General features: G+C 64.8%; 26 protein-coding genes. 14 read left to right on the top strand and 12 right to left on the bottom strand.

What is annotated here, in order from left to right; translation table 11 throughout:
• Positions 1–190 precede the first annotated feature (190 nt).
• Genes ASG57_RS17650 through ASG57_RS17585 form a run of 14 tightly spaced genes read left to right on the top strand, consistent with a single transcriptional unit; the run spans position 191 to position 13,730 of the window.
• Entirely contained in the window at positions 191–637 is a 447-nt protein-coding gene (locus ASG57_RS17650; RefSeq protein WP_024338459.1) for a thioredoxin domain-containing protein, read from the top strand.
• Positions 634–1,497, top strand: a complete 864-nt coding sequence (locus tag ASG57_RS17645) for a hydrogenase expression/formation protein (RefSeq protein WP_024338458.1) — start codon at positions 634–636, stop codon at positions 1,495–1,497. Before ASG57_RS17650 ends, ASG57_RS17645 begins: the two co-directional genes overlap by 4 nt.
• Positions 1,494–1,703, top strand: a complete 210-nt coding sequence (locus ASG57_RS17640) for a rubredoxin (RefSeq protein ID WP_024338457.1) — start codon at positions 1,494–1,496, stop codon at positions 1,701–1,703. The genes ASG57_RS17645 and ASG57_RS17640 overlap by 4 nt, the downstream gene beginning before the upstream one ends.
• On the top strand, positions 1,700–2,206 hold the full coding sequence (hybE, locus tag ASG57_RS17635) for a [NiFe]-hydrogenase assembly chaperone HybE (RefSeq protein ID WP_024338456.1): 507 nt from the start codon (positions 1,700–1,702) through the stop codon (positions 2,204–2,206). Before ASG57_RS17640 ends, hybE begins: the two co-directional genes overlap by 4 nt.
• A complete protein-coding gene (locus ASG57_RS17630) occupies positions 2,203–3,291 on the top strand; it encodes a nickel-dependent hydrogenase large subunit (protein ID WP_024338455.1) in 1,089 nt (362 codons plus the stop codon). The genes hybE and ASG57_RS17630 overlap by 4 nt, the downstream gene beginning before the upstream one ends.
• Entirely contained in the window at positions 3,284–3,625 is a 342-nt protein-coding gene (gene hypA / locus ASG57_RS17625; RefSeq protein WP_024338454.1) for a hydrogenase maturation nickel metallochaperone HypA, read from the top strand. Before ASG57_RS17630 ends, hypA begins: the two co-directional genes overlap by 8 nt.
• The gene (hypB, locus tag ASG57_RS17620) at positions 3,625–4,557 is read left to right on the top strand and encodes a hydrogenase nickel incorporation protein HypB (protein ID WP_024338453.1); all 933 of its coding nucleotides are present in this window, start codon (positions 3,625–3,627) and stop codon (positions 4,555–4,557) included. The genes hypA and hypB overlap by 1 nt, the downstream gene beginning before the upstream one ends.
• Positions 4,558–4,560: 3 nt before the next feature.
• On the top strand, positions 4,561–6,816 hold the full coding sequence (gene hypF, locus ASG57_RS17615) for a carbamoyltransferase HypF (protein WP_024338452.1): 2,256 nt from the start codon (positions 4,561–4,563) through the stop codon (positions 6,814–6,816).
• Positions 6,816–7,052, top strand: coding sequence for a HypC/HybG/HupF family hydrogenase formation chaperone (locus ASG57_RS17610; RefSeq protein ID WP_024338451.1), 237 nt, complete (start codon positions 6,816–6,818; stop codon positions 7,050–7,052). Before hypF ends, ASG57_RS17610 begins: the two co-directional genes overlap by 1 nt.
• A complete protein-coding gene (gene hypD / locus ASG57_RS17605; RefSeq protein ID WP_024338450.1) occupies positions 7,049–8,191 on the top strand; it encodes a hydrogenase formation protein HypD in 1,143 nt (380 codons plus the stop codon). Before ASG57_RS17610 ends, hypD begins: the two co-directional genes overlap by 4 nt.
• Entirely contained in the window at positions 8,188–9,228 is a 1,041-nt protein-coding gene (hypE, locus tag ASG57_RS17600; RefSeq protein WP_024338449.1) for a hydrogenase expression/formation protein HypE, read from the top strand. The genes hypD and hypE overlap by 4 nt, the downstream gene beginning before the upstream one ends.
• 8 nt (positions 9,229–9,236) lie before the next feature.
• Positions 9,237–10,937, top strand: a complete 1,701-nt coding sequence (locus tag ASG57_RS17595; RefSeq protein WP_057196872.1) for a hydrogenase maturation protein — start codon at positions 9,237–9,239, stop codon at positions 10,935–10,937.
• Entirely contained in the window at positions 10,934–12,388 is a 1,455-nt protein-coding gene (locus ASG57_RS17590; protein ID WP_024338447.1) for a sigma-54-dependent transcriptional regulator, read from the top strand. Before ASG57_RS17595 ends, ASG57_RS17590 begins: the two co-directional genes overlap by 4 nt.
• Positions 12,363–13,730 carry a sensor histidine kinase gene (locus ASG57_RS17585; protein ID WP_024338446.1) on the top strand — a complete coding sequence of 456 codons (1,368 nt, stop codon included), beginning with the start codon at positions 12,363–12,365 and terminating at the stop codon, positions 13,728–13,730. Before ASG57_RS17590 ends, ASG57_RS17585 begins: the two co-directional genes overlap by 26 nt.
• Positions 13,731–13,742: 12 nt before the next feature.
• Here ASG57_RS17585 and ASG57_RS17580 read toward each other — a convergent pair whose 3' ends face one another.
• The 12 genes from ASG57_RS17580 to ASG57_RS17525 form a co-directional block, all read right to left on the bottom strand.
• Positions 13,743–14,807 (bottom strand): UDP-glucuronic acid decarboxylase family protein, encoded by a 1,065-nt coding sequence (locus ASG57_RS17580; protein WP_024338445.1) that lies wholly within the window; start codon positions 14,805–14,807, stop codon positions 13,743–13,745.
• Positions 14,808–14,818: 11 nt separating this feature from the next.
• A complete protein-coding gene (locus tag ASG57_RS17575; protein WP_024338444.1) occupies positions 14,819–15,943 on the bottom strand; it encodes a CgeB family protein in 1,125 nt (374 codons plus the stop codon).
• Complete coding sequence (locus ASG57_RS17570; protein ID WP_024338443.1) at positions 15,940–17,028, bottom strand: CgeB family protein; 1,089 nt, start codon at positions 17,026–17,028, stop codon at positions 15,940–15,942. Before ASG57_RS17570 ends, ASG57_RS17575 begins: the two co-directional genes overlap by 4 nt.
• Entirely contained in the window at positions 17,025–18,155 is a 1,131-nt protein-coding gene (locus tag ASG57_RS17565; protein WP_057196871.1) for a CgeB family protein, read from the bottom strand. Before ASG57_RS17565 ends, ASG57_RS17570 begins: the two co-directional genes overlap by 4 nt.
• The gene (locus ASG57_RS17560) at positions 18,152–19,261 is read right to left on the bottom strand and encodes a glycosyltransferase family 4 protein (protein WP_057196870.1); all 1,110 of its coding nucleotides are present in this window, start codon (positions 19,259–19,261) and stop codon (positions 18,152–18,154) included. Before ASG57_RS17560 ends, ASG57_RS17565 begins: the two co-directional genes overlap by 4 nt.
• Positions 19,258–20,544 (bottom strand): TIGR04295 family B12-binding domain-containing radical SAM protein, encoded by a 1,287-nt coding sequence (locus ASG57_RS17555; protein ID WP_024338440.1) that lies wholly within the window; start codon positions 20,542–20,544, stop codon positions 19,258–19,260. The genes ASG57_RS17560 and ASG57_RS17555 overlap by 4 nt, the downstream gene beginning before the upstream one ends.
• Positions 20,541–21,602 (bottom strand): SDR family NAD(P)-dependent oxidoreductase, encoded by a 1,062-nt coding sequence (locus tag ASG57_RS17550; protein WP_024338439.1) that lies wholly within the window; start codon positions 21,600–21,602, stop codon positions 20,541–20,543. Before ASG57_RS17550 ends, ASG57_RS17555 begins: the two co-directional genes overlap by 4 nt.
• Complete coding sequence (locus ASG57_RS17545) at positions 21,602–22,714, bottom strand: NAD-dependent epimerase/dehydratase family protein (RefSeq protein ID WP_024338438.1); 1,113 nt, start codon at positions 22,712–22,714, stop codon at positions 21,602–21,604. Before ASG57_RS17545 ends, ASG57_RS17550 begins: the two co-directional genes overlap by 1 nt.
• A 208-nt stretch (positions 22,715–22,922) precedes the next feature.
• A complete protein-coding gene (locus tag ASG57_RS17540) occupies positions 22,923–24,128 on the bottom strand; it encodes a phosphopentomutase (protein WP_024338437.1) in 1,206 nt (401 codons plus the stop codon).
• Positions 24,116–25,063 carry a glycoside hydrolase 5 family protein gene (locus ASG57_RS17535; protein WP_024338436.1) on the bottom strand — a complete coding sequence of 316 codons (948 nt, stop codon included), beginning with the start codon at positions 25,061–25,063 and terminating at the stop codon, positions 24,116–24,118. Before ASG57_RS17535 ends, ASG57_RS17540 begins: the two co-directional genes overlap by 13 nt.
• Positions 25,060–25,827, bottom strand: coding sequence for a TIGR04290 family methyltransferase (locus ASG57_RS17530; RefSeq protein ID WP_024338435.1), 768 nt, complete (start codon positions 25,825–25,827; stop codon positions 25,060–25,062). The genes ASG57_RS17535 and ASG57_RS17530 overlap by 4 nt, the downstream gene beginning before the upstream one ends.
• A complete protein-coding gene (locus tag ASG57_RS17525) occupies positions 25,824–26,624 on the bottom strand; it encodes a nucleotidyltransferase family protein (RefSeq protein WP_024338434.1) in 801 nt (266 codons plus the stop codon). The genes ASG57_RS17530 and ASG57_RS17525 overlap by 4 nt, the downstream gene beginning before the upstream one ends.
• Between the last annotated feature and the right edge of the window lies 1 nt (position 26,625).

Here is a 26,625-nt window from a genome sequence, read left to right as displayed (position 1 = left end):
TTTCTAGATGCAAAGGTTGATTTCACCCAAGGTGGAAAGTATCTTGCCATCAATGGATGTATGCTTCCGCGCGAATAAAAATATATTATGTGAATCAATTAGCTAGATCGTCGGATTTGCTGGTTCGTCCTGGCATGTGCCTTGCTAATCCTATGACGAGCAAAATCAAAAGCTTGTCAGGGGGGGTGTGATGGAATTCCAGGTGGGGAAGCAAGATCTGGCGCGGCACGGCCTGCCTGAGGTCGATGCCGCCACGATCGATCCATTCTTGGGTGGAGCCGACGGAGCCGGTGCGATCGCAGTGCTGCTGTCGGCGGGCGATCCCAACCGTTTCCCGGAGGCGATCGACGTCGCCGTGGTGCTGCCGGAGTTGATCGGCGCGTTCGGCGATCGGCTTCGTGGCGCGGTCATCGCGCGCGATGCCGAGCGAGCGCTCGGCGAGCGTTTCGGCATACGCGTGCAGCCTACGCTGGTCTTCGTCGCCAAGGGCGAGACGCTGGGGCTGATCGCCAAGATCCAGGACTGGTCGGTCTACATCGACCGCATCACGAAACTGATAGACCGCCCGCGCGGGCAAAACGCCGCCGTCGCTGTCACCATCGTTCCTCAGCACCGCGCACGAGGTGTCACGCTATGAAGGTCGGCTTCTGGGATGCGCCTGACGGCGCCGAGCAACCGGTCAGCGTGTTTCCGATCGGCGAAGAAAGTCTCAACGCGTCGCACGGCAGCCTGACGGCAGCCGGCGCTCTTGCAAAACTTGCAACGCTCGACAGCGCGGAACTTGCCAAGAGCTGTCCGAACGCGGTCGCGCTGCTCTCGAAAATCGCGGCGGCCGTCGCGGCCCAGAAGGCGGATGCGCCAACCCAGCTGTTTCGTCTCGCCAACCTCAACGAACTCGAGAGCAAGCTCGTGGCGGACGTGCTCGGCGAGGGGGAGGTCGGCGGGGTCGTCGCGCTGCCGGACGGATCGCTGGCGCAGATCCAGGAATCGGTCCTGGCCGGCATCTGGCGCGTGCGGCTCGAGACCGACGCGACCTCCGAATACCTGGAGATCGGTGCCATTCCGGAGATCGTCAGACGCGCGGCCGCCGATTTGACCTCCGCCGATTTCGAGATCGGGCAGGCGCCGGAGGGGGCAATGAACGTGCTGCCGGTGCTTGCGGAGATCCGCGAACGCGCGCTGGCCTGGCGGCCCGGCATTCGCTCGCAGATCATCAATTTCACGCTGTTGCCGATGAGCCCGGTCGATATGAGCTTCCTGCAGGATACGATCCGGAACGGACCGATCCAGCTCGTCTCGCGCGGCTACGGCACCTGTCGGGTGCTATCGACCGGCATCCGTAATGTCTGGTCGGTGCAGTTCTTCAACGCCATGGACACCATCATTCTCGATACGCTGGAAGTCGGCGGTGTGCCGACTGTCGCACTTGCAGCGGACGAGGATTTCGAGGATTCCGCCGAGCGGCTGCAGGAGATCATCGAGGCCTACTTCAAATGACCGCTTTCGAGAATTTTGGCGTGCGTCAGGACGTTGCCGAAGCCACGCGGCTGGAATGCGGCATCTGCTGGACTGTCTACGATCCGGCCGACGGCGACGAGGTCGCGCAGATCGCGCCCGGCACGCCGTTTGCTGCGCTGCCGGATGAGTGGCACTGTCCGAACTGCGACGCGCCGAAGTCAAAGTTCATGGCGATCGAGTCATGACGGCGAGCGCGCCAAGACCTGACGTCGACGCCGTGGCGTGGGGCGAGCTTCTGGCCGAAAGCTATCGTGAGATCGGCGAGCGCGCGATGCGAGATCTGCCGATCTACAACGAAGCGCTCGGCGTCGAGGCGGTCGGGTTTCGTCGCTTCAACGGCACGATCGTCGGCGTCATGGTCACGCCGTGGTTCATGAATGTGGTGATGCCGCCGAGCGCAGTGCGGGACGGCCCGGCTGCGACGATGCGCATCCGCTTCCCCGCAGGCGATATCGAATTCACCCTGAGCGAGGTCGGACAGGTTGGCCGGATCGCAAGCTGTTCGCTGTTCTCGCCGATGTTCCAGTTCGCGGACATGGCGGCGGCGCGGGCGACGGCAAAAGCCGCGCTCGCCGAACTGATGTTGCCGGCGGACAGCGAGGAGGCGGTTCGTCGCCGCGAGCCCGCGACAACCCCGATCGATCGGCGCAACTTCCTGCGCGGTGCTTTGACGGAGCGGCGCGGATGAGCCTTGCTTTCCGCAACGAGATCGACATCACGGTGTGGCTTGCCGGCGCCGAGATCGCCGACGTGGCGATCCAGCCGCGCAGCAGGCCGCCGCTGACGCGGCTGTTTGCGGGAAAGCCGGCCCAGTCCCTGCTTCCGGTGCTGCCGCGGCTGTTCTCGCTGTGCTCGGTCGCCCACCAGATGGCGTTCCTGTCGGCGGTCGAAGCGGCGCAGGGGCAGGAGGTGACCGAAGCGACCGCGCGCCGTCGCGTCACTCCGGTCGTTGTCGAACGGCTGACCGAATTGCTGCGGGGGCTGTTTGTTGGACCGTTTGCGCTCAATGGCACCAGCGCAGCCGCCGTTCGTGCCGTGCTGCAGGCAAGCACGGTCCTCGGCAGCGCGAGCGAAGCCGTGTCGGATCCTTTGCGGGGTGAGGTGCTGGCACAGATCAAGGCTGCGCTCGCTGCTCTGGGGATGACCGGCGAAGGCCAGGCACTCGCGCCGGGCAGCGCGCTCGCCGCCTATGTCGAACGAGGCGGGGGTGAGGGATTGTCGCCGCCGGCGGTCGAGCAATCGTTTCTCACAGCGGCGGATGATCTCGAGGTCGTGACGCGTCTGCTCGCGGACGGGGCAACCTATTCCGACGCGCCGGAACTCTGCGGCAGAATTCCGGAGACCGGTGTCTGGGCGCGCCGGGCGCGGCGCGAACCCGTCCCGCCGGCCGCGGGCACGGCCGCGCGGCTCAAGGCGCGCATCGCCGAGATATCGCGGCTGTGCGCCTGGCTCGAGGGCGTTGATCGGGATGCAGGCGACGGTGCCATCGCGAGCTATCGGCTCGGCGCAGGCAAGGGCGCAGCGGCGGTCGAATGCGCGCGTGGCCGGCTCTATCACGCCGTCTCGCTTGACGACGGGGATCGCATCGTCAGGTTCGAGTTCCTGGCGCCGACCGAGTGGAATTTTCACGCCCGCGGACCGTTGGTTCGGAGCCTCAAGGGGGCGATGCTGTCGGCTGGCCGGAGGGGGCAGGATACGGTGCGCGCACTGATCGGGTCGTTCGACCCCTGCGTCGGTTTCAACCTCAGCTTCCGTGAGACGGGCCATGCATGAGATGGCGCTGTGCGAGGGCATCATCGGCATCGTCGAGGAGGAGGCGCGCAAGCGTTGCTTTGCCAAGGTGAATGTCGTTTGCCTGGAGATCGGCGCGCTCAGCCATGTCGCCCCGGAGGCGATGAAATTCTGCTTCGAGGCCGTCGCGGCGCAAACCATCGCACGAGGCGCAAGGCTGGAGATCGTCGAAACACCGGGAAGGGCCTGGTGCATGGCCTGTTCGAAGAGCGTCGAGATCAAGCAGCGCTACGAGCCGTGCCCCTCTTGCGGCGGCTATCAATTGCAGGTGACGGGCGGCGAAGAGATGCGGGTAAGGGAACTGGAGGTCGACTGATGTGTACGGTCTGCGGCTGCAGCGACGGCAAGGCGTCCATCGAACACGCGCATGATCATCATCATGGCCATGAGCATGACCATGGCCACAACCATGATCATGGCCACGGCGGACACCACCATGATCATAATGGTTATGGGCGCGGCCACGATCATGTCCACCATCATCACCATGATCAGCCCCGCGATGGGGTGGGATTGCTCGATTGCGGCGCGAATCCGGCCGGCCAGGAGATCGCGGGCATGAGCAGCGAGCGCATCATCCAGGTCGAACGCGATATTCTCGGCAAGAACGACCGGCTCGCCGCCGAGAACCGCGCGCGCTTCCGTGCGGACGAAGTGCTTGTGTTCAACCTGGTTTCCAGCCCCGGCGCCGGGAAGACATCGCTTCTGGTCCGCGCGGTCTCGGAGTTGAAGGAAAGCTTCCCGATCGGTGTGATCGAGGGCGACCAGCAGACCTCCAACGATGCCGAACGTATCCGTGCCACCGGCGTGCCGGCGATCCAGGTCAACACCGGAAAGGGCTGTCATCTCGATGCCGCCATGGTCGGCCAGGCCTATGACCGTTTGCCGTGGCTGAACGGCGGCATCCTGTTCATCGAGAATGTCGGCAATCTGGTTTGCCCCGCGGCGTTCGATCTCGGCGAGGCCTGCAAGATCGTCGTGTTTTCGACCACCGAGGGCGAGGACAAGCCGCTGAAATACCCCGATATGTTCGCCGCGGCCTCATTGATGCTGATCAACAAGATCGATCTCGCGCCGGTGCTTGATTTCGACCTTGCCAAGACCGTCGAATATGCGCGCCGGGTCAACCCTGGGATCGAGGTGATGACGGTATCGGCGCGCACAGGCGAGGGCTTTGCGACGTTCCATGCCTGGATTCGCAAGCGGGCTCGCGCGACGAAGCCGGCCGCAATGTCGGCGGCGGAGTGACGGATGGGTGGCGAGGTCACAGCACTGGGCGGCCGGCGGCTACGTCTGCATGTGCGTGGCGCCGTGCAAGGCGTCGGATTTCGCCCCTATGTCTACGGTCTCGCCGCGCGCTATCGCCTGGGCGGCTTCGTCGCCAATGATCCCCACGGGGTCGTCATAGAGGTTGAAGGCGAGCGTGCCGCCGACTTCGTCACGGCGCTACCGCTCGAAAAGCCCCCGCTCGCCCGAATCGACGAAATCTCGGTGCACCCTGTTGGGGCGGTGGCGAGTACGGAGTTCTGTATTCGCGCGAGCGAGCAGGGCAGGGTGTCGACGCGCATCGTCGCCGATGCCGCTACCTGCAAGGAATGCCTGCGCGAGCTGTTCGACCCGACCAGCCGCTTCTATCGTTATCCGTTCATCAACTGCACCCATTGCGGCCCGCGCTATACCATCGCCGAGCGGCTGCCCTATGACCGTCCGACCACGGCCATGAAGGGCTTTGCGATGTGCAGGGCCTGTGCGGATGACTACGTCGATCCCAACAGCCGCCGCTTCCATGCCGAGGCGATTGCCTGCGCGCAGTGCGGCCCAAGGCTCAGCCATGAGATCGCGGACATTGCCGACGCAATCGCTGGCGGCAGTATCGTCGCGATCAAGGGGCTCGGCGGCTATCAGCTTCTCTGCGATGCCCGCGACGAGGACGTCGTACGGCGGCTACGGCAGCGCAAGCAGCGCGACCGGAAGCCCTTTGCGGTCATGGTCGGATCGGTGGATGCGGTTGCGGAGATCGCCGAGGCCGACATTACCGAGCTTGCGTTACTGCAGACGTCGCCACGGCCCATCGTGCTGATGACCTCGCGCCATCGGCTGGCGCCGGCGATCGCGCCGGGCCTGTCGCGTCTCGGCGTTGTGCTGCCGGTCGCTCCGCTCCATCACCTGATCCTCGATGCGCTGAACTCGACGCATCCGCGGACCGGCGAGGCGTGGGCGATCGTCGCCACCAGCGCCAATCCCGGCGGCGAGCCGCTCCTGATCGACAATCGCCAGGCCGAACGGCGCCTTGCCGACATTGCCGACCTCATCGTCACCCATGACCGCGACATCGTGAGCCGGGCCGACGATTCCGTGGCGGCGGTGGTCGCGGGCCGGACGCAATTCATTCGCCGTGCGCGCGGCTACGTCCCCGAGCCGGTTCGCCTCGCCTGTTCGGTGCCGGCGATCCTCGCGGTCGGTGGCGCATTGAAATCGACCGTGACGATCACCCGTGGCAACGAGGCGTTTGTTTCCCAGCACATTGGAGACCTCGACACCGCGGAAGGCATCGGCTTCTTCGAGGAGACGGTGCATCACCTGCTGTCGACGCTGGACGTCGAGCCGGTGGTCGTCGCCCACGACCTGCATCCGAACATGGCCTCGACTCGTTTCGCCGAGGCCATGGGGAAGCCGCTGATCGCGGTCCAGCACCACCACGCTCATGCGGGCTCCGTAATGGCGGAACATGGCGTCGCAGGGCCGGCACTGGCGCTGGTGCTCGATGGCTTCGGTCGCGGCAGCGACGGGGGCAGTTGGGGCGGCGAGCTCCTTGCCAGCGACGGTGCTCGCGTCCGGCGGCTCGGACATCTGGCGCCGATGAAGATGCCGGGCGGCGACCGCGCCGCGCGCGAACCGTGGCGCATGGGCGCCAGCGCGCTGCATGGTCTGGGGCGAGGCGATGCGATCGCGACGAGGTTCTGTGCACAACCTCAGGCCGCGCGCCTCAGCGCCATGCTGGACCAGCCTGGGGTGCCGACGACGACCAGCGCCGGCCGCATGTTCGACGCGGCGGCGGGGCTGCTGGGCCTCTGCGAGATTCAGAGCTATGAGGGCGAGGCTGCGATGAAGCTCGAGGCGCATGTCCGCACACCGCGCATCGCCAAAGACGGCTGGATCATCGAAAGCGGCGTAGTGTCGCTGTCTCCCTTGTTCGCGCGCTTGGCTGCCGGGACGATCGATCCTGTCGAAGGGGCCGAGCTGTTCCACGGCACGCTTGCCGCTGCCTGCGTCGATTGGATCAGCCGTGCGGCAGGCGCGACCGGCATCACGACGGTCGCCTTGAGCGGCGGCTGCTTCCTCAACAGGGTTCTGTCGGTGGAGATCGAACGCGGCTGCAAGGCGATCGGCCTCTCGCCGCTCCTGCCACGCCAGATGCCGCCCAATGACGGGGGGCTCAGCCTCGGACAGGCCTGGATTGCCGCGCTAACATTCCTCGAACGGCAAGGCCTGGAAGGAACAGTCTGATGTGTCTTGCGATACCCGCAGAGGTCACAAAGATCCTGCCCGATGAGATGGCGATCGTCTCGATCGACGGCGTGAGCAAGGAAATATCGGTCGCGTTGATCGAAGACCTTGCCGTCGGCGACTACGTGATCATCCACGTCGGCTACGCCTTGACCAAGATCGATCCGGACGAAGCGCGGCGCACCCTCGAATTGTTGTGTGAGCTGAGCGCTGAGGCACACGGAGCCGCGTCATGAAGTATGCGGATGAGTTTCGCGACAAAGCGATCGCATTGGGACTTGCGAAGACGATTGAAGCGGAGACCGATCCGGGAAGGCCGTACCGTTTCATGGAGTTCTGTGGCGGCCATACGCATGCGATCTCGCGCTACGGTCTGGAAGACCTGCTGCCGAAGAACGTGCGGATGATCCATGGCCCCGGATGCCCGGTCTGCGTGCTGCCGGCAGGGCGCATCGACATGGCGATTCGTCTCGCGGAGCGTCCGGAGGTCATCCTGTGCGTCTACGGCGATCTGATGCGCGTCCCGGGCTCGCAGGGCGCCTCGCTCCTGAAAGCGAAAGCGCGCGGCGCCGACATCCGCATGGTCTATTCCACCATTGATGCTGTCAGGATCGCGGAGGAGAATGCTGGACGCGAGATCGTGTTCTTCGCGATCGGATTCGAGACCACGACGCCGCCCACCGCGGTCATGATCCGGCTGGCCGAGAAGAAGCAGCTCGAGAACTTCAGCGTGTTCTGCAACCACGTGCTGACGCCGCCGGCGATGCAGAACATTCTGGAGAGTCCCGACATCCGCAAGATCGGCCGCATCGAGATCGACGGCTTCGTCGGGCCCGCTCATGTCTCGACCATCATCGGCACCGCGCCTTACGAGTTTTTCGCGGAAGAGTTCGGAAAGCCGGTGGTGATCGCGGGCTTCGAACCGCTCGACATGATGCAGGCCATCCTGATGCTGGTGCGCCAGGTCAATGAGAACAGGCATGAGGTCGAGAACCAGTATAGCCGAGCGGTCACGCGCGACGGCAATCTGCGCGCCAAGGAGGAGGTCTCCGACATTTTCGAGCTGCGCGACCAGTTCGAGTGGCGCGGGCTCGGGCAGGTTCCCTATAGCGGGCTGAAGCTGAAGCGCACTTACGCGAAATACGACGCCGAGGTCCGCTTCGGCATGAGCGAGCTTCGCGTCGATGACAATCCGGCGTGCGAGTGCGGGGCCATTTTGCGCGGGGTGAAGAAACCGGTCGACTGCAAGCTGTTCGGCACCGTGTGCACGCCGGAGACGCCGATGGGATCCTGCATGGTCTCCTCGGAAGGCGCTTGCGCCGCGCATTGGACCTATGGCCGCTTCCGCGACCATCAGCAGAGGCGGGCATCATGAGGGCCTATCAGCGCAAGCTCGATATCAAGAACGGGTGCGTCGACCTGTCCCATGGATCGGGCGGCCGCGCCATGGCGCAGCTGATTTCGGGGCTGTTCCACGAGGCGTTTGGCAATGAATGGCTGGCGCGAGGTAATGACCAGTCGGCATTCGATGTCGGCGACGGGCGCATGGTCATGACGACCGATGGCTATGTTGTCTCGCCCCTGTTTTTCCCTGGCGGAGATATCGGTTCGCTTGCGGTGCACGGCACGGTCAACGACATCGCCATGGCCGGCGCAAGACCGCTTTATCTCTCGGCGAGCTTCATCATCGAAGAGGGCTTCCGCTTCTGCGACCTCAAGACGATCGCGGAATCGATGGGCGAGGCGGCGCGCGTCGCCGGCGTCCACATCATCACTGGCGACACCAAGGTGGTCGAGCGCGGCAAGGCGGACGGTCTGTTCATCTCGACCGCCGGCGTCGGCGTCGTGCCTGATGGGCTCGATCTCTCGGCGGAGAACGCGCGCGTCGGCGATCGTGTCCTGATCTCGGGCACCTTGGGCGACCACGGTGTTGCCATCATGTCGAAGCGGCAGAATCTGACCTTCGAGACCGAGATCGTGTCGGATTCGGCGCCACTGAACGATCTCGTCGCCGAAATGGTCGAAGCCGGCGGGCGCGGTATCCGGCTGATGCGCGACCCCACGCGCGGCGGGCTCGCCGCCACCTTGAATGAGATCGCCCACCAGTCCGGCCTCGGCTTTCACCTCATCGAGGAACAGATCCCGGTCAAGCCGGGCGTGGCGGCAGCCTGTGAACTGCTGGGGCTCGATCCGCTCCATGTCGCCAACGAGGGCAAGCTGGTCGCGATCGTTGCGCCCGACGTCGCCGGCGCGGTGCTCGCGGCCATGCGCGGACATCGGCTCGGCCGCGATGCCGCCGACATCGGCGAAGCTGTCGCGGACGATCATCATTTCGTGCAGATGGCGACGAGCTTTGGCGGCGGCCGTATCGTGGACTGGCTGTCCGGCGAGCAATTGCCGCGGATCTGCTGAGGCTCACGATGCGCATCCTGCTCCTGTCGCATTCGTTCAACAGCCTGACGCAGCGACTTCATGTCGAGTTGCGCGAGCGCGGCCACGAGATCTCGGTCGAGCTCGACATCCATCCCGACGTCACGCGCGAGAGCGTGGCGCTCTACCAGCCGGACCTGGTGATCGCGCCGTTCCTCAAGCGGGCGATTCCCGAAGACGTCTGGCGCAACGTGCGCTGCCTGGTGGTGCACCCTGGGCCGCCCGGTGATCGCGGGCCGGCGGCGCTCGACTGGGCCATTCTCGAAGGCGCGACCGAATGGGGCGTCACGGTGCTCCAGGCGGATCGTGAGTTTGACGCCGGCCCGGTCTGGACCTTCCGCGGGTTTCCCATGCGCCGCGCGACCAAGTCCAGCATCTATCGCAGGGAGGTGACGACAGGCGCCGTCGAGGCGGTGCTGGAGGCCATCGATGCGATCGAAGCGGGAAGGCCGACGCCGCAGCCGATGCACGTGGGCGATCCGCGCATTCGCGTGCGCGGGCCCTGCCGCCGGTCGGACCGAGCGATAGACTGGCAGCACGACACGACTGAGACCGTGCTGCGGAAGATCAACAGCGCCGACGGCACGCCGGGCCTCGTCGATAGCCTGTTCCTCCAGGACGTGCGGCTCTTCGATGCCCATGAAGCGCGAGAGATCTCCGGCGTTCCCGGCACGGTCGTTGCACAATGCGACGGTGCTTTAGCCCGCGCGACGGTCGACGGAGCAATCTGGATCGGCCATGTACGGCAGCTTGCACCGAAGAGCCTCAAGCGATCTGCGGCAAAGGTGTTCGCCGAGCAAGCCGCGCAACTTCCGCGGCGACCCGGTTGCGGCTATGCTCCCATTCAGTATCGCGAGCGTGGCGAGGTCGGCGAACTGCAGTTCTCTTTCTACAATGGCGCCATGGCGACCGGCGACTGCGAGGCACTGCTGGACGCCTACCGGGCCGCGTTGGCGCGGCCGACAAGAGCCCTCCTTCTGACCGGCGGCTGTGACTATTGGTCGAACGGCATTCATCTGGCCGAGATCGAGGCCGCAGACAGTGCCGCCGATGAATCCTGGCGCAACATCAATGCCATTGACGATCTTGCACGCGCGATCATCGAGACGACGGATCGGCTGGTCATATCGGTCATTCGTGGCAATGCGGGTGCGGGGGGCGTGTTCTTGAGCCTGGCTGCCGACGAGGTCTGGGCCAGTGATCAGGTCGTCCTAAATCCGCACTACAAGGACATGGGCAATCTCTTCGGCTCCGAATACTGGACCTATCTGTTGCCGCGTCGCGCGGGCGCAGAGAATTCGGAGCGAATCACGCAGTGCCGGCTGCCGGTGGGTGTCGCCGAGGCGCAGCGCCTCGGCATCGTCGATCGTGTGCTCGTGAGCGGCGGGTGCGGACGCGAAAGCCTCGAGGAGCTTGCTGCTGCAGCAGCTTCGGATCGAGGCTTTGCGGCGCGTCTGGCCGACAAGAAGCGGCGCCGTGCGGCAGATGAGGCCGAGAAGTCGCTGCAGGCCTATCGTGACGATGAGTTGCGGCGGATGAGGCTGAATTTCTACGGCTTTGATCCGAGCTACCACGTCGCCCGCTACAATTTCATCCACAAGGTGCCGAAGTCGCGCACGCCGCTGACCATCGCCGGTCACCGGTCGCGGCGCGCAGCCGGACGGCCCAGAGGCATGGCTGTGCCCTCATGAGCATTCAGGGAACCATTCTCGTCGTTGACGATGAGGTCCGTTCGCAGGAGGCGCTGCGGCGCGTCCTCCGGGATGATTTCGAGGTGCTTTGCGCCGGCAATGCGGCCGACGCCGAGAAGCTGCTGGAGGGTGAGATCGTCCACGCCATTCTCTGCGACCAGCGCATGCCTCATGAATCGGGCGTGAGCTTCCTGAAGCGCGTGCGTGAGCTCTGGCCCGATCCGGTGCGGATGATCATCTCCGGCTATTCGGACTCCGAGGACATCATTGCGGGCCTCAACGAGGCCGGCATCTATCAATACATTACGAAGCCGTGGCAGCCGGATCGGCTGGTCGACATCGTGAAGGAAGCCGTTCAGCTCTATCGTCTGCAGAAGGAGACGGAAACGGCTGGCGTCGACGTCAAGGCGACACCCGGGCACATCAAGAAGGTTGTCTCGGTCAAACGCGGGGTAGCCAAGCAGCTCTATGATTTCGATCGCATCGTGCATTCGCCCGACAGTCCCATGCACAAGGTCATCGAGCTGGGAAAACGCGCCGCGGACTACGACATATCAGTGCTGATCACGGGCGAGTCCGGCACTGGAAAGGAGCTGCTCGCGCGCGCCATTCACTACGGCTCCGCCCGCGCTGGCAAGGCCTTCGTGGTCGAGAACTGCGGCGCATTGCCTGACGAACTCCTCGAAAGCGAATTGTTCGGCTGCAAGAAGGGCGCCTTCACCGGCGCCTATCAGGACCGGATCGGGCTGTTTGAGGTCGCCGACGGCGGGACCATCTTCCTCGACGAGATCGGCGAAACCTCGCCGGCGTTCCAGGTGAAACTGCTGCGCGTCCTGCAGGAGAGCGAAATCCGCCCGCTCGGCGCACAGCGGGTACGGAAGGTCGACGTCCGCGTGGTGGCGGCGACCAACCGGGATCTCGAGGCCGAGGTGGACGCGGGCCGCTTCCGGCGCGATCTTTATTATCGCCTGGCGGCGTTTCCGGTGCACATGCCGGCCTTGCGCGAGCGACCGATGGATATTCCATTGATCGCGCAGGGGGTGCTGTCGTCGGTGAAGACGTCCTTCAACCGGCCGGGCCTGCGATTTGCGGCCGCGGCGCTCGATGCATTCGCTAGTTACCACTGGCCTGGCAACGTCCGCGAGCTGCAGAACGAGATCCAGCGTATGGCGGTGCTGGCGGATGCGGATGAATTGCAGGCTCCTTCGCTGCTGGGTCGGCGTAACGGCCGGCAGCCGGGCGCCGCAATCCACGGCCGATTGAATGGGTCGGCGACCCTGAAGGACAAGGTGGAGGATCTGGAGAAGTCGGTTATCATCGGCTGCCTGGAACGTTACGAAGGCAATATCAGCCGGGTCGCGAGCGAGCTTGGGCTCTCGCGCGTCGGTCTCAGAAACAAGCTGTCCAGGTACGATTTGAGAAAAAATGGCAAAGGCGACGCATCCTCCTGACGCCGGCGAAACCGAACCACTGCTCAAGCTGATCGCCGGTCGCGGTGCGATCGAGCTCGACCATGAGCGCGAGGGCGCCTGGATCGAGGTCATTCGCAAGATGGACGAGGTCTATTCCGACCTCTTGCGCTATGAAGTCGATCTCGAGCACAAGAATGCGGAACTCGAGGAGGCGCAGGCGTTCGTCACGAACGTCATCGAATCCGTCTCGGACATCCTCATCGTCTGCGATGCAAGAGGGTTGGTGCAGCAGGTCAATTCGGCGTTTCAGCACACGCTCGGCTGCAGCGCCGCGGACATCGTCGGAAAGAACATCGCTGATGTCATCGATGCCCCGGACAAGGCCAAGCTGGTCCCGCTCCTGAAGCCGCGTAGCGCCTCCGACGTCGTCGACGGCGAGCTGCGATTTTCTGGCGCAGGCGGCCGCTCCGATCTGTTTGCGATCAACGGATCACCCCGTCATGATCATCGCGGCCGATTCATCGGCGTGGTGTTGACGGGGCGTCCGATCGGCGAGCTTCGCCGCGCCTATGAGGAGCTGCACAAGGCGCATCATGAACTGCAGCGGGCCCAGCGGCAGCTGGTCGAGCAGGAGAAGATGGCGAGCCTTGGTCGCCTCGTTGCGGGGGTCGCGCACGAGCTGAACAACCCGATCAGCTTCGTCTATGGCAACGTCCATACTTTGATGCGCTACCGCACGGCGATCGTCACCTATCTCGATGCGGTCCACGGCAAATCCGGAGAGGGCGATCTTTCGGCTCAAAGGCGAAGCCTGCGCATTGACGAGATCTTGGAAGATTTCGGCCCGCTGATCGAAGGCACCATGGAAGGGGCGATCCGCATCAGCGAGATCGTCAAGAACCTACGCCGACTCTCCTTCAGCAAGCTTGGCGAAGTCGAGCGCGTCGACATCGAGCGGCTGATCAACACCGCGGTGCTGTGGGCCGTGCGCACCAAGCAGGTGCGCATCGATCTGCAGATCGAGATCGAACCGGGGCTCTGGATTTCCGGCAATGAGGGGCAGCTGCACCAGGTGATCGTCAATCTCGTGGAGAATGCGATCGACGCGATGCGCGGCACCGAGTCGCCGCGGCTGGTCGTCTCGGCGGCGCGCCAGGGCGACGAAATCCTGTTCCGGATATCGGACAACGGTCCGGGAATCGACCAGGATCACATCGGCCACATCTTCGAGCCGTTCTTCACCACCAAGCGGGTGGGCGAGGGGACAGGGCTTGGCCTCTGGATCAGCTATGGCATCGTGCGTGAGCACGGCGGCGAGCTGCTCGCTGGGCATGAGCCGGGGGGCGGCGCAACATTCTCCTTCGCCTTGCCGGCTGCGTAGGCGCGCCGACCGTCACGATTGTTGGGACATGGTCAGGCGGTCGCGTGCAGCATGACGGATCTTGCGTTGGGCTATGGCTGGCACAAGTGCGGGCGACTCCGCCGCGATACGCAGCGCAAAGTAGGCAATGGTCGCTTGAAGGCCGTCCTTCAGAGCCACCCGCGGGCGCCATCCGAGGATCTTCTCTGCGGTATCGATCACGGGCTTGCGGCGCTTGGGATCGTCCTTGGGCAAGGCTTCGAACCGTAGCGGGGAGGTCGATTCGGTGCATTCCAGCACTTTGCGAGCGATCGCCTCGATGGTGACCTCGTGGGGATTTCCGAGATTGCATGGACCCGTAACCGAGGCGGGGCTCTCCATCAGGAGTTGAAGGCCTCGCACGAGATCATCGACGAAGCAGAAGCTGCGGGTCTGCGTACCCTGGCCGTAGATTGTGATCGGCTCTCCGCGCAAGGCCTGCACGATGAAGTTGGAGACGACGCGCCCGTCGTTCTCGAGCATGCGCGGGCCGTAGGTGTTGAAGATGCGCGCGACCTTGATCTCGGTCCCGTGCTGGCGATGATAGTCGAACATCAGCGTCTCGGCTGCGCGCTTGCCCTCATCGTAGCAGGCCCGAGGCCCGATCGGGTTGACGTTGCCGAGGTAGGATTCCGGTTGCGGATGCACTTCGGGGTCGCCGTAGACCTCGCTGGTGGAGGCCTGAAGGATCCTGGCGCCCTTCTGCCGCGCGAGTTCGAGCAGGTTGATCGAGCCGAGCACGCATGTCTTCATCGTCCCGACTGGATCGGTCTGATAGTGCCGGGGTGAGGCCGGGCAGGCCAGGCTGTAGATGCGGTCGATATCGCCCTCGATCTCGATGGGGTCGCGCACATCATGCTCGATGAAGCGGAAGTTCGGGTGATTGAGCAGCGGCCGGATGTTGTCGGTGGTCCCCGTGAACAGGTTGTCGACGCAGATGACCGTGTTGCCGCGTTGCAGAAGTGCATCGCAGAGATGCGATCCGATGAAGCCGGCACCGCCGGCAACCAGCGCCGTCGGCGACCGGCGAGAGGCATGGATGCGGGTCTGGAGCGTCATGATACTGCCTTTCAGAGTTGGGCGACCTGCATGGGGCGAACGACCGGGAGCGGTGCTGCCTTGCGGCGCCGCCGCGCGGATGCCTCGGCGTAATAGGTCTCCAGTTGCCGGGCGCGATGATCGGGAGTGTGGTCGGCGAGGACCCGCCGCCGTGCGTTGCGAGCGATCGTGCGCCGTTGCTCCTCGGGCATGTCGCGCAAGATCTGGACGACGTCGCGAGGGTTGGCTGCCAGCAGGATCTCCTTCGACGGCGCGAATATCGTCTCGATCCCGGCCCATCGATCCGAGATCACGGGCGTGCCGCAGGCGGCGGCTTCGAACAGCCGGACGCTCGGCGAGAAGCCCAGCGCTTTCATGTCCGCGCGGGTGGCGTTCAGCGTGAAGCGTTGCGCGGCGTAGAACGCCGGATGCTGCTTTGGCGAGAGGTGCTCGATCCGGGAGACGTTGGCGGGCCAGGCGATATTCGCGGGATACTGCGCGCCGGCGACGACGAATTGCTCCGAGGCGAGCGTGCGCGCCGGCGCAAGCAGCAATTCGTCGAGAACCGGCTGCCGGTCCTCGCTGTAGGTGCCGAGATAGCCGAGTGCCCATTCCGGCTGCGCCTGCTTCGGCGTGTAGACCTCCGGATCCGCGCTGCAGTAAAGGACACGCGCGAGCGGACTGCCGTAGCTCTGCTCGATCATGCCGGGCACCGGACCACCGGTGAAGGACAGATAAAGATCGAAGCGCGGAATCATCGCGGGGGAGAGATAGTCGAGGCCCTGCTCGAGCCTTGCCAGCGTGACTGGCGTGTCGATATCGTAGAATGCGGTGACGCCCCTCGCGTGTGTCGTCACCCATTCGGCAATCGCGATGCCGTCAGGAACGTAGGAGCCGATGATCACCAGATCGGCATCGCGGATCAGCTTGCCGAACCGGCGCGGGATGTCCTTCAAGGGTTGGTACAGCTCGACCGTCCATGCAGAGGGCTTGGTCAGGTCGCGGTGATCCCTGTACCAAGGCACGTCCCGCTCCAGAAACGTGACGCGGTGACCTCGTCGCGCCAGGGCTTCGATCAGGGCGCGGTAGGTCGTGGCGTGACCATTGCCCCAGGACGAAGTGACCGAAAGTCCGATGACGACGATGGAGAGGTTCATTCTGCTGCCTCGATTCGCGAGCTGCGGGCGACGAAGAGATCGTTGAATTGGTGGGCGCGTTGCCGGTAGGTGTGCTGACTCAGGATGCGCGCGCGGGCGCGGCGGGCGATCGAGCGGGCCCGCTCCGGATCGAGCGCGGCGAGGTGCTCTGCGACCGCGGCTCCGTCAGCGGCAACCAGCACCTCGCGATCGGGTTCAAGGAAGTGATCGATGCCGGCCCATTGATCGGTGATCAGGCAAGCGCCGGCGCCAATCGCTTCGAACACGCGCGTCGGCGGAGAAAAGCCATAGCGCGCCATGCTGTCGCGGTTGACGTTGAGGGTCGCGAGCCCGGAGCCGAAGAACGCGTTGTGATCGGCGGTGCCGACATGACCGACTTTGCGCAGATTGCCGGGCGCGTCCTTGTCGTCCCAGCCGGAACCGCCGAGCACGAAGGACCTCTCGGGCAGGCGGCGCGCAACGTCGAGGAAGAAATGCTCCACGCGCTTCTCGCGATCAGGCAGGCGATTGGCCAGCAGGCTGAGATCGCAGGCGAAGCGCGGATTGGACGGTGCCGGAAAATGCGTGGCTGGATCAAGCGCGTTGTAGATCGGTACGCAATCCCGCGCGCCCATCGATCGGTAGGCGGACACGACCCCATCGCCCCCGCCATAAGTCAGGACCATGTCGTAGGACGGAATTGCGCGACGCAGATGATGCTGCGCATCGATTTCCATCGCTTCGAGCGTGGCAGGAGCATCGACGTCCCAGTAGATCCGCGTCAGCCGCGTCGGCAGCTCCGCGACGGCGTTCTCCAGCTCCAGATCGAAGACGCCGACGCCGCTCGCCTTGACCAGCATGTCCGCCGATTTCGCCGCTGCATCGAGCGAGTGGCGCCAGCCGTCCGGGGTCGCGGGATAGACGACGACCCTGGCCCATTCCGGGTCACCGATATCCCGATGCGCCTGGCGCTCGAAGGCGTCGGGTTCGTAGAAGGTGACGTCGTGGCCGAGCGCCGCGATCTCCTTCAGCATACCGCGGTAATAGGTGGCGGCGCCGTTCCAGTAGGATGAGACGAGGCTGGATCCAAAGAAGCAGATATTCACGCGACGGCTCCGATATCATGCTGGGACTGTGACTGGAGGCCCGAGCCCCGGATGTCGGCCACGATGCCGACAAGCTGCTCCGCCCGGTGACGGCAGGTGTGACGCTCCCTGATCGTCTCAAGTCCCGTATTCACCATCGCGGCGGACATCTCCCGATCCCCGCGCAGGGAACGAAGCGCACGCGTCATCTGCGCGCCATCGGCAACACTGAGATAGGCGCCATCGGGGAAGAGACCCTCTGCGTCCGACCAGGGTGCCGAAACCAGGGGAATGCCGCAGGCCAGCGCTTCGAACACGCGAATGGTCGGAATGCCCGGAAGCAGGCGCACGTAAGGCCCGCGCGGCACATGGATCGTGGTGTGTGCGCCGGCGAAGGCGAGCGGGACCCAGTGTGCTGGCAGCCAGCCGCCATAACGGATACCCGCGCTCCTGATGGTGAGGAGTGCGTCATCTGAATAGCGCACGCCATGGAGGCTTGCGCGGAGCTTCAGTTCCGCCACGGGCCCCACCAGGAATTCGTTGAGTTCGGCGCTGCGCTCCCCATCGCCCCAATTGCCGATCCAGACCAGATCGTCGGCGCGCTCGACTTGCGGCAGCGGATGATACAGCGCGACATCGGCTGCCTCGTGCCAGGTGAAGGCCCGGTCGGCCCAGCCAAGCTTCAGATAGATCTGCCGAAGCACCTCGCCGAAGGCGAGCACGCCGTCGAATCCGTCGAGATCGAACTGCGCAAGCTCCTCGGGCGCACTGACGGCGCGATGATGGGTGTCGTGGAACAGCAACGTGAAGGGAGCGCCTTGCGCGCGTCGGCGTCCGATCTGCGCGATGAGATCGGGCGGATTCCATTCATGCACGATGACGAGATCGGCCCCGTCCAGCGCCCGCTCGAGATCCAGGCTGGCGTCGTAGCGGCGGATGTCTATTCCGGCAAAGAGGGTGGGAATCTCCTCCATCGCATGACTGCCGCCTTCGCGCATGGCGTTCAGCCGGCTCCAGCCGTCAATGGGCTCGAACACGACGACCTCGTGCCCGAGCGCGTGCAGCTCCCTCGCGTAGCCACGCAGGAAATGCGCATTGCCGTTGTTCCAGCACGAGGTGAACGCATGATAGAACAGGACGCATTTCATGCGCGCACCTCGATCTGGCTCGGCGCGGTCTTCCCGCTGGATGCGATCAGGTCCTGGTAGAGACCAAGATAAGCGCTGGTCATGCGCATCAGCGAATAGGTCAGGGATTGTTCATAGGCGGCGCGCTGCAGCCGTGCCCGAGCCGCATCGTCAGCGCAAAGGTCTGCGAGGGTTTGATGCAACGCATCGCGGTCGGTCGGATCGAAGAACAGGGCGGCTTCGCGCCACAATTCGCGGAACGTCGGGATGTCGGAGAGGACCAGCGCGCAACCCGCGGCCGCCGCTTCCAGCACGGCGAGGCCAAACGGCTCATACAAGGCGGGACTGACGAAGATGGCAGCGTGCTGCAAGCGCGCAGCCATGGCTTCGTGCGGCAGCTCGCCGAGCCGGGTGACAGCCGTCGACAGCCGTGCGTCAACGGGGCCGGCGATCTCGACCGGCCAGTCCAGCCCGGGCGCAGCGGCGGCGAGAGCTTCAACATTCTTGGCGCGGTCCCACAACCGGCCGGCCGAGAAGATCAAATCCTGCTTACGCCCGGTGGGATCACGAGGCGTAATTCCATTCCAGATCACCGCGCCGCGTGATCGGGGGCTATAGATCGCCGTCATGTCCTCGTGGAAGGCCTGGCTTGGACACACCCAGGCCTGCGCCGCGTCGAGCGCTGCAGCGACGCGTTCGCTGTAGCGGCGCCATCTCGGCTCGCCGAGCCAGGACGTATCGTGGCAGGCGAGCGCCCAGGAATTTACGCAGGAATGCGCCACCAGCACGGTCGGAGCATGCCAGGCGAAGGTCGCTTCGCGAAAGCTGTTCAGATGCACGATGCCAGGCTTCAGCCTGGCTTCGAGTTTAGTGAGAACCCGTCGTGCTTCGGAAACGTTTTGCCCCTCCGGGTCTTGCCATTCGAGCGCGAGGTCCGTCTCGACCAGGTTTACTCGCGTGCCACGCAGCATCTGGCGTTGATCGATTCGAGCGCGCGGGCCTAGCGTGACGAGCGTGACGTCGGCGCCGGCCGCGGCGAGGCTGCCGGCGAGGGCGCAGGAATAAGTCCATACGCCACCAACCGTGTCGGTCGTCATCATGATCCTGATGTCCGCGCCCGGGCTCATGAGGCCACCTGGAGTTCGAGGCTGTCGAGCGGGGCGGGGCGATCGTTCTGCACGTCGCTGAACTGATCGAACATCGCGAGATAGTGCCGGTGAGCGCGCTCCCACGCGAAATCGTCGGGCTCGCCCCAGAGCTTGCGGTAGTCAGGCGAGCCGGGATAGGGATAGAGCGGCACCGGATCGTTGGCCCAGACGCCGGCATCCTGCATCGTGCGCCGCCAGCGCTGCACGATGGGATCGTCATCCTCCGGAACCTCGATCAGATTGGCCTGCACGAAGGGCACGTGGCGGCGGGCCTCGACCAGCCGATCGGCGAGCTGATCCGTGGTCATCTTGCAGTTCTTGGCGAGTGCTGCGCGCCCTTCCACGGTCAGGCTCTCGATGCCGGCTTCGATCGAGACGCAGCCGGCGCGGCCGAGCAGCGCGAGCATGTCGGGCTTCCACAGGTCGATGCGCGTCTGCACGCCGAACTTCAGGCCCCGGGCTGTCAACCCTTCCAGCAGCTCCCGGTTGGGAAGAAAGATCTCGTCGATGAAGTAGACGTACTCGATTCCGTGGGTGCGCAGACGATCGATCTCGTCGAGAACGACGGCTGGCGGCCGCTTGCGGTAGGCGTTGCGGAAATTTTCCTTGGCGCAGAACGTGCAATTGTAAGGGCAGCCGCGCGAGGCCTCCACCTCAGCGCCCGGCGCAATCGGCTCGGCCTCGAAGCGGTGGTGGTGATGATGGTGCCGCCGGATCATCTCGTCCGGCCAATGGAGTGCGGGCTGATCGCTGAAGGCCACCGCCTGTGGGCCGCCGTTGACCCGGAGCGAGCGACCGTCCAGGAAGCAGAGGCCCGGAAAGTCCCGCTCGCCGTTGGCGAGACGCAGCAGCGATCCCTCGCACTCGCCCATCACGACGATGTCGACGCCGAGTTTCTTGAAGGCCGCCTTCGGCGTCGTGGAGCCATGCGGGCCCACCGCGATCAGCGTCGGCGCAAGGTCCCGCACAGCCAATGCGAGCTGCTGCGGCACTCGGAGCTCCGGCGGCGCGCAGCGCCAGAACAGATATGTCGGCGCGGTGGTGATGACGATCTGGTCGGGGCGGAAGGCGCGCAGCTCGGCCTCGATCTCGTGGAGCGAGAGATCGAACATATGCGCATCGAGCAGCAGCGTCTTGTGCCCGGCCGCCTTCAGGTGACGCTCGGAGATGCCGAGTTCGAGCGGCAGGTGAGGGGACCGGCAGCCAAAGTAGATGCTTCCGGTAAAATCCCAGTTCGGATTGATGAGGGCCACCCGCGTCATGCCAGGGCCTCGCTTCTATCCTGTGATCCGAAGCGGCTGTCGAGCCAGGTGTGGAGCGAGCGCAGGCCTTCGGCGAGCGACACTTGCGGCGTCCAGCCGAGCGCGGCGGTCAGCGCCTGCGTATCGGTCACGTACCAGGGCTGATCGCCCGGTCGCCAGTCGGCGAAGCGATATGTGACGGTGCGACCCGTCAGTTCGGTGATGCGATCGATCAGCTCGAGCAGGCTGACCGCATTCGCCGGACCGCCACCGAGATTGAAGACCCTCCCGCGGGCCAGCGCGATGTGGTCGAGCGCCGCGAGCCAGGCGTTCACCGCGTCCGAGACGTGCAGCGCGTCGCGAACCTGCTTGCCGTCGCCGTAGATCGTCAGCGGGTTGCCGCGGATAGCGCTGAGCAGGAAATGCGCGATCCAGCCCTGGTCCTCGGTGCCGAACTGCCGCGGTCCGTAGATGCAGCTCATGCGCATTACCGCGGTCTGGAGCCCGAACACTCTTGAATAGTCGTGGACGTATTGATCGGCCGTGCCCTTGGAGCATCCGTAAGGACTGTAGAAATCCAGCGGTGCGCTCTCGGAGATGCCGCCGCTGAGCAAATCGCTGACCGGCGTGTAGCGGCGGCCCCGGAGCGCAATCTCGCTGTCTTCGATCAACCTCCCATAGACCTTGTTGGTCGAGGCGAAGATCACCGGCGCCGCGCTGTTATGCAGGCGAACGGCTTCAAGCACGTTCAGCGTGCCGCGCGCGTTGATCTCGAAATCGGCGGCGGGATCGCTGACGCTGTCGGTGACGGCGACCTGAGCCGCCAGGTGCAGCACGGCGCGCGCCTCGCGCACGGCGTCGATGACCGGGATCGGGTCGCGGATGTCGGCAACGGCGATTGTGATACGGTCGCCATGACGGGATTTCAGCCATTGCGCGTTCTCGCGCACACCGGCACGGGCAAGATTATCCAGCACCAGCACGCGATCACCGCGATCGGCGAGGCGGTCAGCGAGATTGCAGCCGATGAAGCCGCAGCCGCCCGTGACCAGCACGTGTCTGTTGTCTCGTTCACTCATCACGCGACCAGCCCTCGTTGCACCAGCTCACGGGTCGCCCGCTCGGCCTGATCGTCCGCGATCTGGTCGGCGAGGTACTCGGCGAGCTCTTCAAGGCCGTCCTTGAACGCGACATGCGGCTCGAAGCCGAGCAGGTCGCGTGCCTTGCCGATGTCGGCGAAGCAGTGCCGGATGTCGCCGGCGCGATATTTCCGCGTGATCTCGGGCGCGATATCACGCCGTCCCATCACCTGGGCCAGATCCTCGGCGACCGAGAGAATGGTGCGGCTCTGCCCCGAGCCGACGTTGAAGACGTCCTGGCTGTGGTCGGCTTCGAGCGCCATTCGGCAGGCGCGGGCGACGTCGTGGACGTGGACGAAGTCGCGCCGTTGCATGCCGTCCTCGAAGACCAGCGGCGGCCGGCCGTTCAGCAGCCGAGCGGCGAAGATCGCCAGCACGCCGGTATAGGGATTGGACAGGGCTTGCCGCGGACCGAATACGTTGAAGAAGCGCAAGCCCACGGTCGGAAACCCGTAGGCCTTGCCGGTGATCAGGCACATGCGCTCCTGCGCATACTTGTTCAGCGCGTAGATCGAGCTCAGGGACGGCTGCTTCGTTTCCGGCGTGGGTATGGGATCGAGCGGATCGCCTGCGGAATCCCGTAGTTCCCACTCTCCTTGGCGCAGCTGCTCGATCGGCCGTTCGTCGCAGGCGACGACTGTCCCGCTGCCGTCACGATAGAGGCCCTCGCCGTAGATGCTCATCGAGGATGCCACCACCAGCCGTGCGGCCGGACGCTTGGCAAGCGCCTGCAGCAACACGGCGGTGCCAAGCTCGTTGGTCCTGACATAGGGCTCGATGTCGTACATGCTCTGGCCGACACCGACGGCAGAAGCGAGATGCAGCACCATGTCAGCGCCGCGCAATGCCTGTTCGACGGCGAGAGCATCGGTGACGTCGCCGACGACGAGCTCAGCGTCATCGGCGAGATAGGCGGGTCGCTGACGGTTGCCGCCGTGAACCTGTGGGGAGAGATTGTCGAGAAGGCGCACGTCATAGCCGGCTGCGAGCAGCACGTCGGCCGTGTGCGAGCCGATGAATCCCGCGCCTCCCGTAATCAATACTCGCGTCATTCATCGCTCCGCGCCGTATGGGTCCGATCCTTTCGGGATCGGCCGAGGATGAGAGTTGAAGCGCGCCTTGGCTTGGTCGGGCGACCCGCGCGCCAGTCACGTCTGGGAGGTAGAAGCGGTGCAAGGAATGTTCGTTCCTGCGAAACCTACAAACGATAATTTCTCTAACCTGGATCAATAACCCAGGTGAATCCGCTCGCGACGGAATCTAGAAGTGTGCTCCGTGAGCGGGCGCCGGCAGATCGAGGTGTCTCGCAACGCTCGCGCCAATGTCGGCGAAGCCAGCTCGCTGGCCGATCGGTGCGATGGATTGCGCCGTCCACGCCAGGATCGGGACCTGCTCGCGCGTGTGATCGGTTCCGCTCCAGGTCGGATCGCAGCCGTGATCAGCGGTGATGATCAGAAGATCGTCGTCTCGCAGTCGGCCGAGCAACTCGGGAAGGCGGGCGTCGAAGGCTTCGAGCGCCGCTGCATAGCCGGCAACGTCGCGACGGTGGCCGTAGAGCGTGTCGAAGTCGACGAAGTTTGCGAACAGCAGCCCGCCCTCTGCAAGGCTTGCCAGCCCGTCGAGCATGGCATCGAACAGTTCGGCATTGCCGTCCCCGCGCAGGTTCCGTCCTGTGCCGCGATGGGCGAAGATGTCGTCGATCTTGCCGATCGTCACGATGTCGCGGCCGCAGCTTTCGGCAAGATCGAGGATGGTTCGTTCGGGCGGCGGGACGGCGAAATCTCGCCGGTGCGAGGTGCGCTTGAAGTTGTGTGCGTTGGATCCGATGAACGGACGCGCGATGACGCGGCCGATGTTCAGGGGATCGACCAGTCGCCTCGCAACCGTGCAGAGCTCGTAAAGCCGATCGAGCCCAAAGGTCTCCTCGTGCGCCGCGATCTGGAACACGCTGTCGGCCGAAGTGTAGCAGATCGGCTCACCGCTTCGCATGTGACGCTCGCCGAATTCGGCGATGATGTCGGTGCCGGAGGCGTGGCAATCGCCGAGGATGCCGGGCAATCCGGCCCGCTCGCAAAGGTTCTCGACGAGATCGCGAGGGAAGCAGGGTCGAACTTTTGGAAAATAGCCCCACTCGAACGTGACAGGCACGCCGGCGATCTCCCAATGCCCGGAGGGCGTGTCCTTGCCTCTGGATATTTCGCTCGCGCATCCATAGCGCGCATGTTCGAGCCGACCGTCGAGCCCAGGCGGGACGCGCCCGGTGGCAAGGCGGCAGGCCTGACCGAGGCCGAGCGCGACCAGATTGGGCAGGCGAAGCGGCCCCTCCCGTTGCGTGCTGTCGCCATCGCCGGCCATGCACGCATCCGCAATGTGACCCACGGTATCGGCGCCTTCATCGCCGTAATTGTCGGCATCGGGCGCCGCACCGATGCCGACGGAATCCATCACCAGGATCAGGGCACGCATGTGGGCTCCCGGAGCAGCGAAGCAGCCAGCGATGAGGAGAGACCGGTTTTCGCACAATAGCGGTCGACCATCTGCGCGCAGAACTCGGCGAATTCGTTCACGTCGTGCGGCGGGCTGGTGTGATGAGGCTCGAGGCCGCGGTGCTCCGGCGTGAAGCAGAAGGTCACGGTGACCTCGAACTCGGCGAGCGCGTCCATCTGGCGGTCGAACCAGTCGAGCGCATTGGGACGGAAGCTGTCGGCCCATGACAGACCAGTCCGCAAGTGCCTCACGCCGAGGCGGCGCATCCAGCGGACGGCGTCCTCAAGTCGATGGTCCTCGTAGTGAAACCACTGGCACAGGCCCATATCGGCAGCGTATTGGCCGAACAGCTCCGCTGCGGCTTTCGGTGTTCCATCCTCGCGCAGCAGCCCCATGTGGAAATGCCGGTAGTAGGACGATCCTTCCGCCTCCTTGTGCCGGGTGGTCGCCTCCCAGGCTGACGGGAGATCGTACAGGCTGTACCAGTGAATGCGCGGCGCCCGGCCGATCAAGAGCTCGGCGGTGCGCGACAATCCCCAGGCCTGCACCTCCTCGGCACCGAAGGAGGAGACGCCGACCTCGGTCACCCAGACCGGCAGCGAGGTAACGGCCTTGATCTCGTCGATCTTGGCCGGCCATTCCCCGATCTGCCACAGATTCCAGTCGAGCGGAAAGCCGTGCACGGCGACGGCGTCGACGTGATCCAGCACGCCGCGCGCCTGCATGTTGCGCATGAAGGAGGGATCGATCGGCGAAATGCCGCCGAGCACGCGCGGCAAGGTCGGATGCGCGCTGCGGATGGCCTTTCCGGCCGCGAGCGCGAGATCTGCGAACATCGCCCAGTCCGGATCGATCAGGATGTCCCAATGCGACTTGTTGTTGGGCTCGTTCCAGATCTTGGCGGCCTCGATCATCGGTTCGCCTCCCGCGACGGATAGACCGGACCATCGGCCTGCGGCCGCGCCGTCCGCTTGCAAAGATAGACCTCCTCTTCCGGATGCGCCGCGATGGCAAAGCCCGCGCTGCGCAACATGGCCTCGACACAGGCGCGATTGGGCACCCACCAATTGGTGGGGTCGTCGGCATATTTGTGCTCGATGAAGTGCAGCTTGGGGTAGCCGGAGGAGTCGAACTGGTCGGTGGTCCAGAAGTCGTAGTTCTCCTTGATGGTATCGATGCGGCCATCACCGCGCTGCATCGACTGGAACAGCAGGAGATCGCCGGCGACGTGCTCGTGGATCAGGTCCAGTGCGAGCAGCGGGTGCCGCAGATGGTAGAGCACGCCCATGAAGATCACGAGATCGAACTTCTCGCGGAGCTGCCCGACATCATAGGCCGACATCCGGCGAAACTCGATCCTGAGCCCGTTCACCTCGGCGGCGAAACGAGCCTGGGCCAGATATTCTTCGTCGGTATCGAGGCCAAGCACGCGTTCGGCGCCGCGCCGCTTCATCTCCATGGCATAGAAGCCGGCATTGCAGCCGATGTCGAGCACGGTCTTGCCTTCGAGTCGATCGGGAATGATGCCGGAGAAGCGCTGCCATTTCACGTTGGGATAGTCGCCGAGGAAGTGCGAGGGCGCGGTGGGCACGCCCTTCAGGTCGAGGTTGTGAAACCACGGCCCCAGCGCATCGACGCGCTGGCGGATTTCCTCGCGGGAGAGGGCGCCTCGGGTCATGCAATCGCTCCGTTGTTCGCTGGGACCGGGCGGACGCCTTCGGACGACGCGCGGGCCCGCAACTTCGAACGGCCCTCGGCGGTCTCGGCGAGCAGGGCCATGGCCGTGCGATAGCCGTCGATGGTGCCGACATCGACATAGGATTCGCCGGCTTTGACGCCGATGCCGCGGCCACCGGCCGAAAGATAAGCGTTGACCAGCGTCCCGAAATATTCGTCGCGACGTTCGCGCGCGTTCCACAGCGCCTGCAGCTCGCGGAAGCCGCGTGCCGACATTCTGAATGCGCCCCAGATCCAGCGGGACGTTGCATTGGGCTGCTTGACCTGGATCTCCGACACGCGGTCGCCATCCAGCACCACCGCGTCGAAGAATTCGGGGTGTTCGACCGGGAACAGCAGGAACGAGAGGTCGGCCTCGGGGAGGGATTGCAGGGCCGCCTTGGGAAACCACACGGTGTCAGGCAGGCCGACCATGACATCCTCGTGTTGCCCGACGACCGTGCGTGCCCTGAAGACGGCGTCGCACAGGCCCGATGCGTCGGGCTGCACGACGTAGGCGAGCTCAGCGGTGCCGTAATGGTCGCCGAAGTACTCGAGAATGTCGGACTTGCCCGGCGAGATCACGAAGCAGATCTTGTCGGCGCCGCCGAGGATGAGGCGCTCCAGCAGATATTCCGAGACGGCACAGGGGCGGTCCGTCCCGTCGTCACGGCGGCTGCCGACCGGTAGCAATTCCTTCGAGAACGCGAGAGGCTGGATACGGCTGCCGCGGCCCGCGGCCGGAACGATGCCCCACATG

The organism is Bradyrhizobium sp. Leaf396, assembly GCF_001424605.1.
Classification (GTDB): domain Bacteria; phylum Pseudomonadota; class Alphaproteobacteria; order Rhizobiales; family Xanthobacteraceae; genus Bradyrhizobium; species Bradyrhizobium japonicum_C.
The sequence above is the reverse complement of the archived record's forward strand: the minus strand, read 5'-3'. Positions and strand labels throughout refer to the sequence as shown.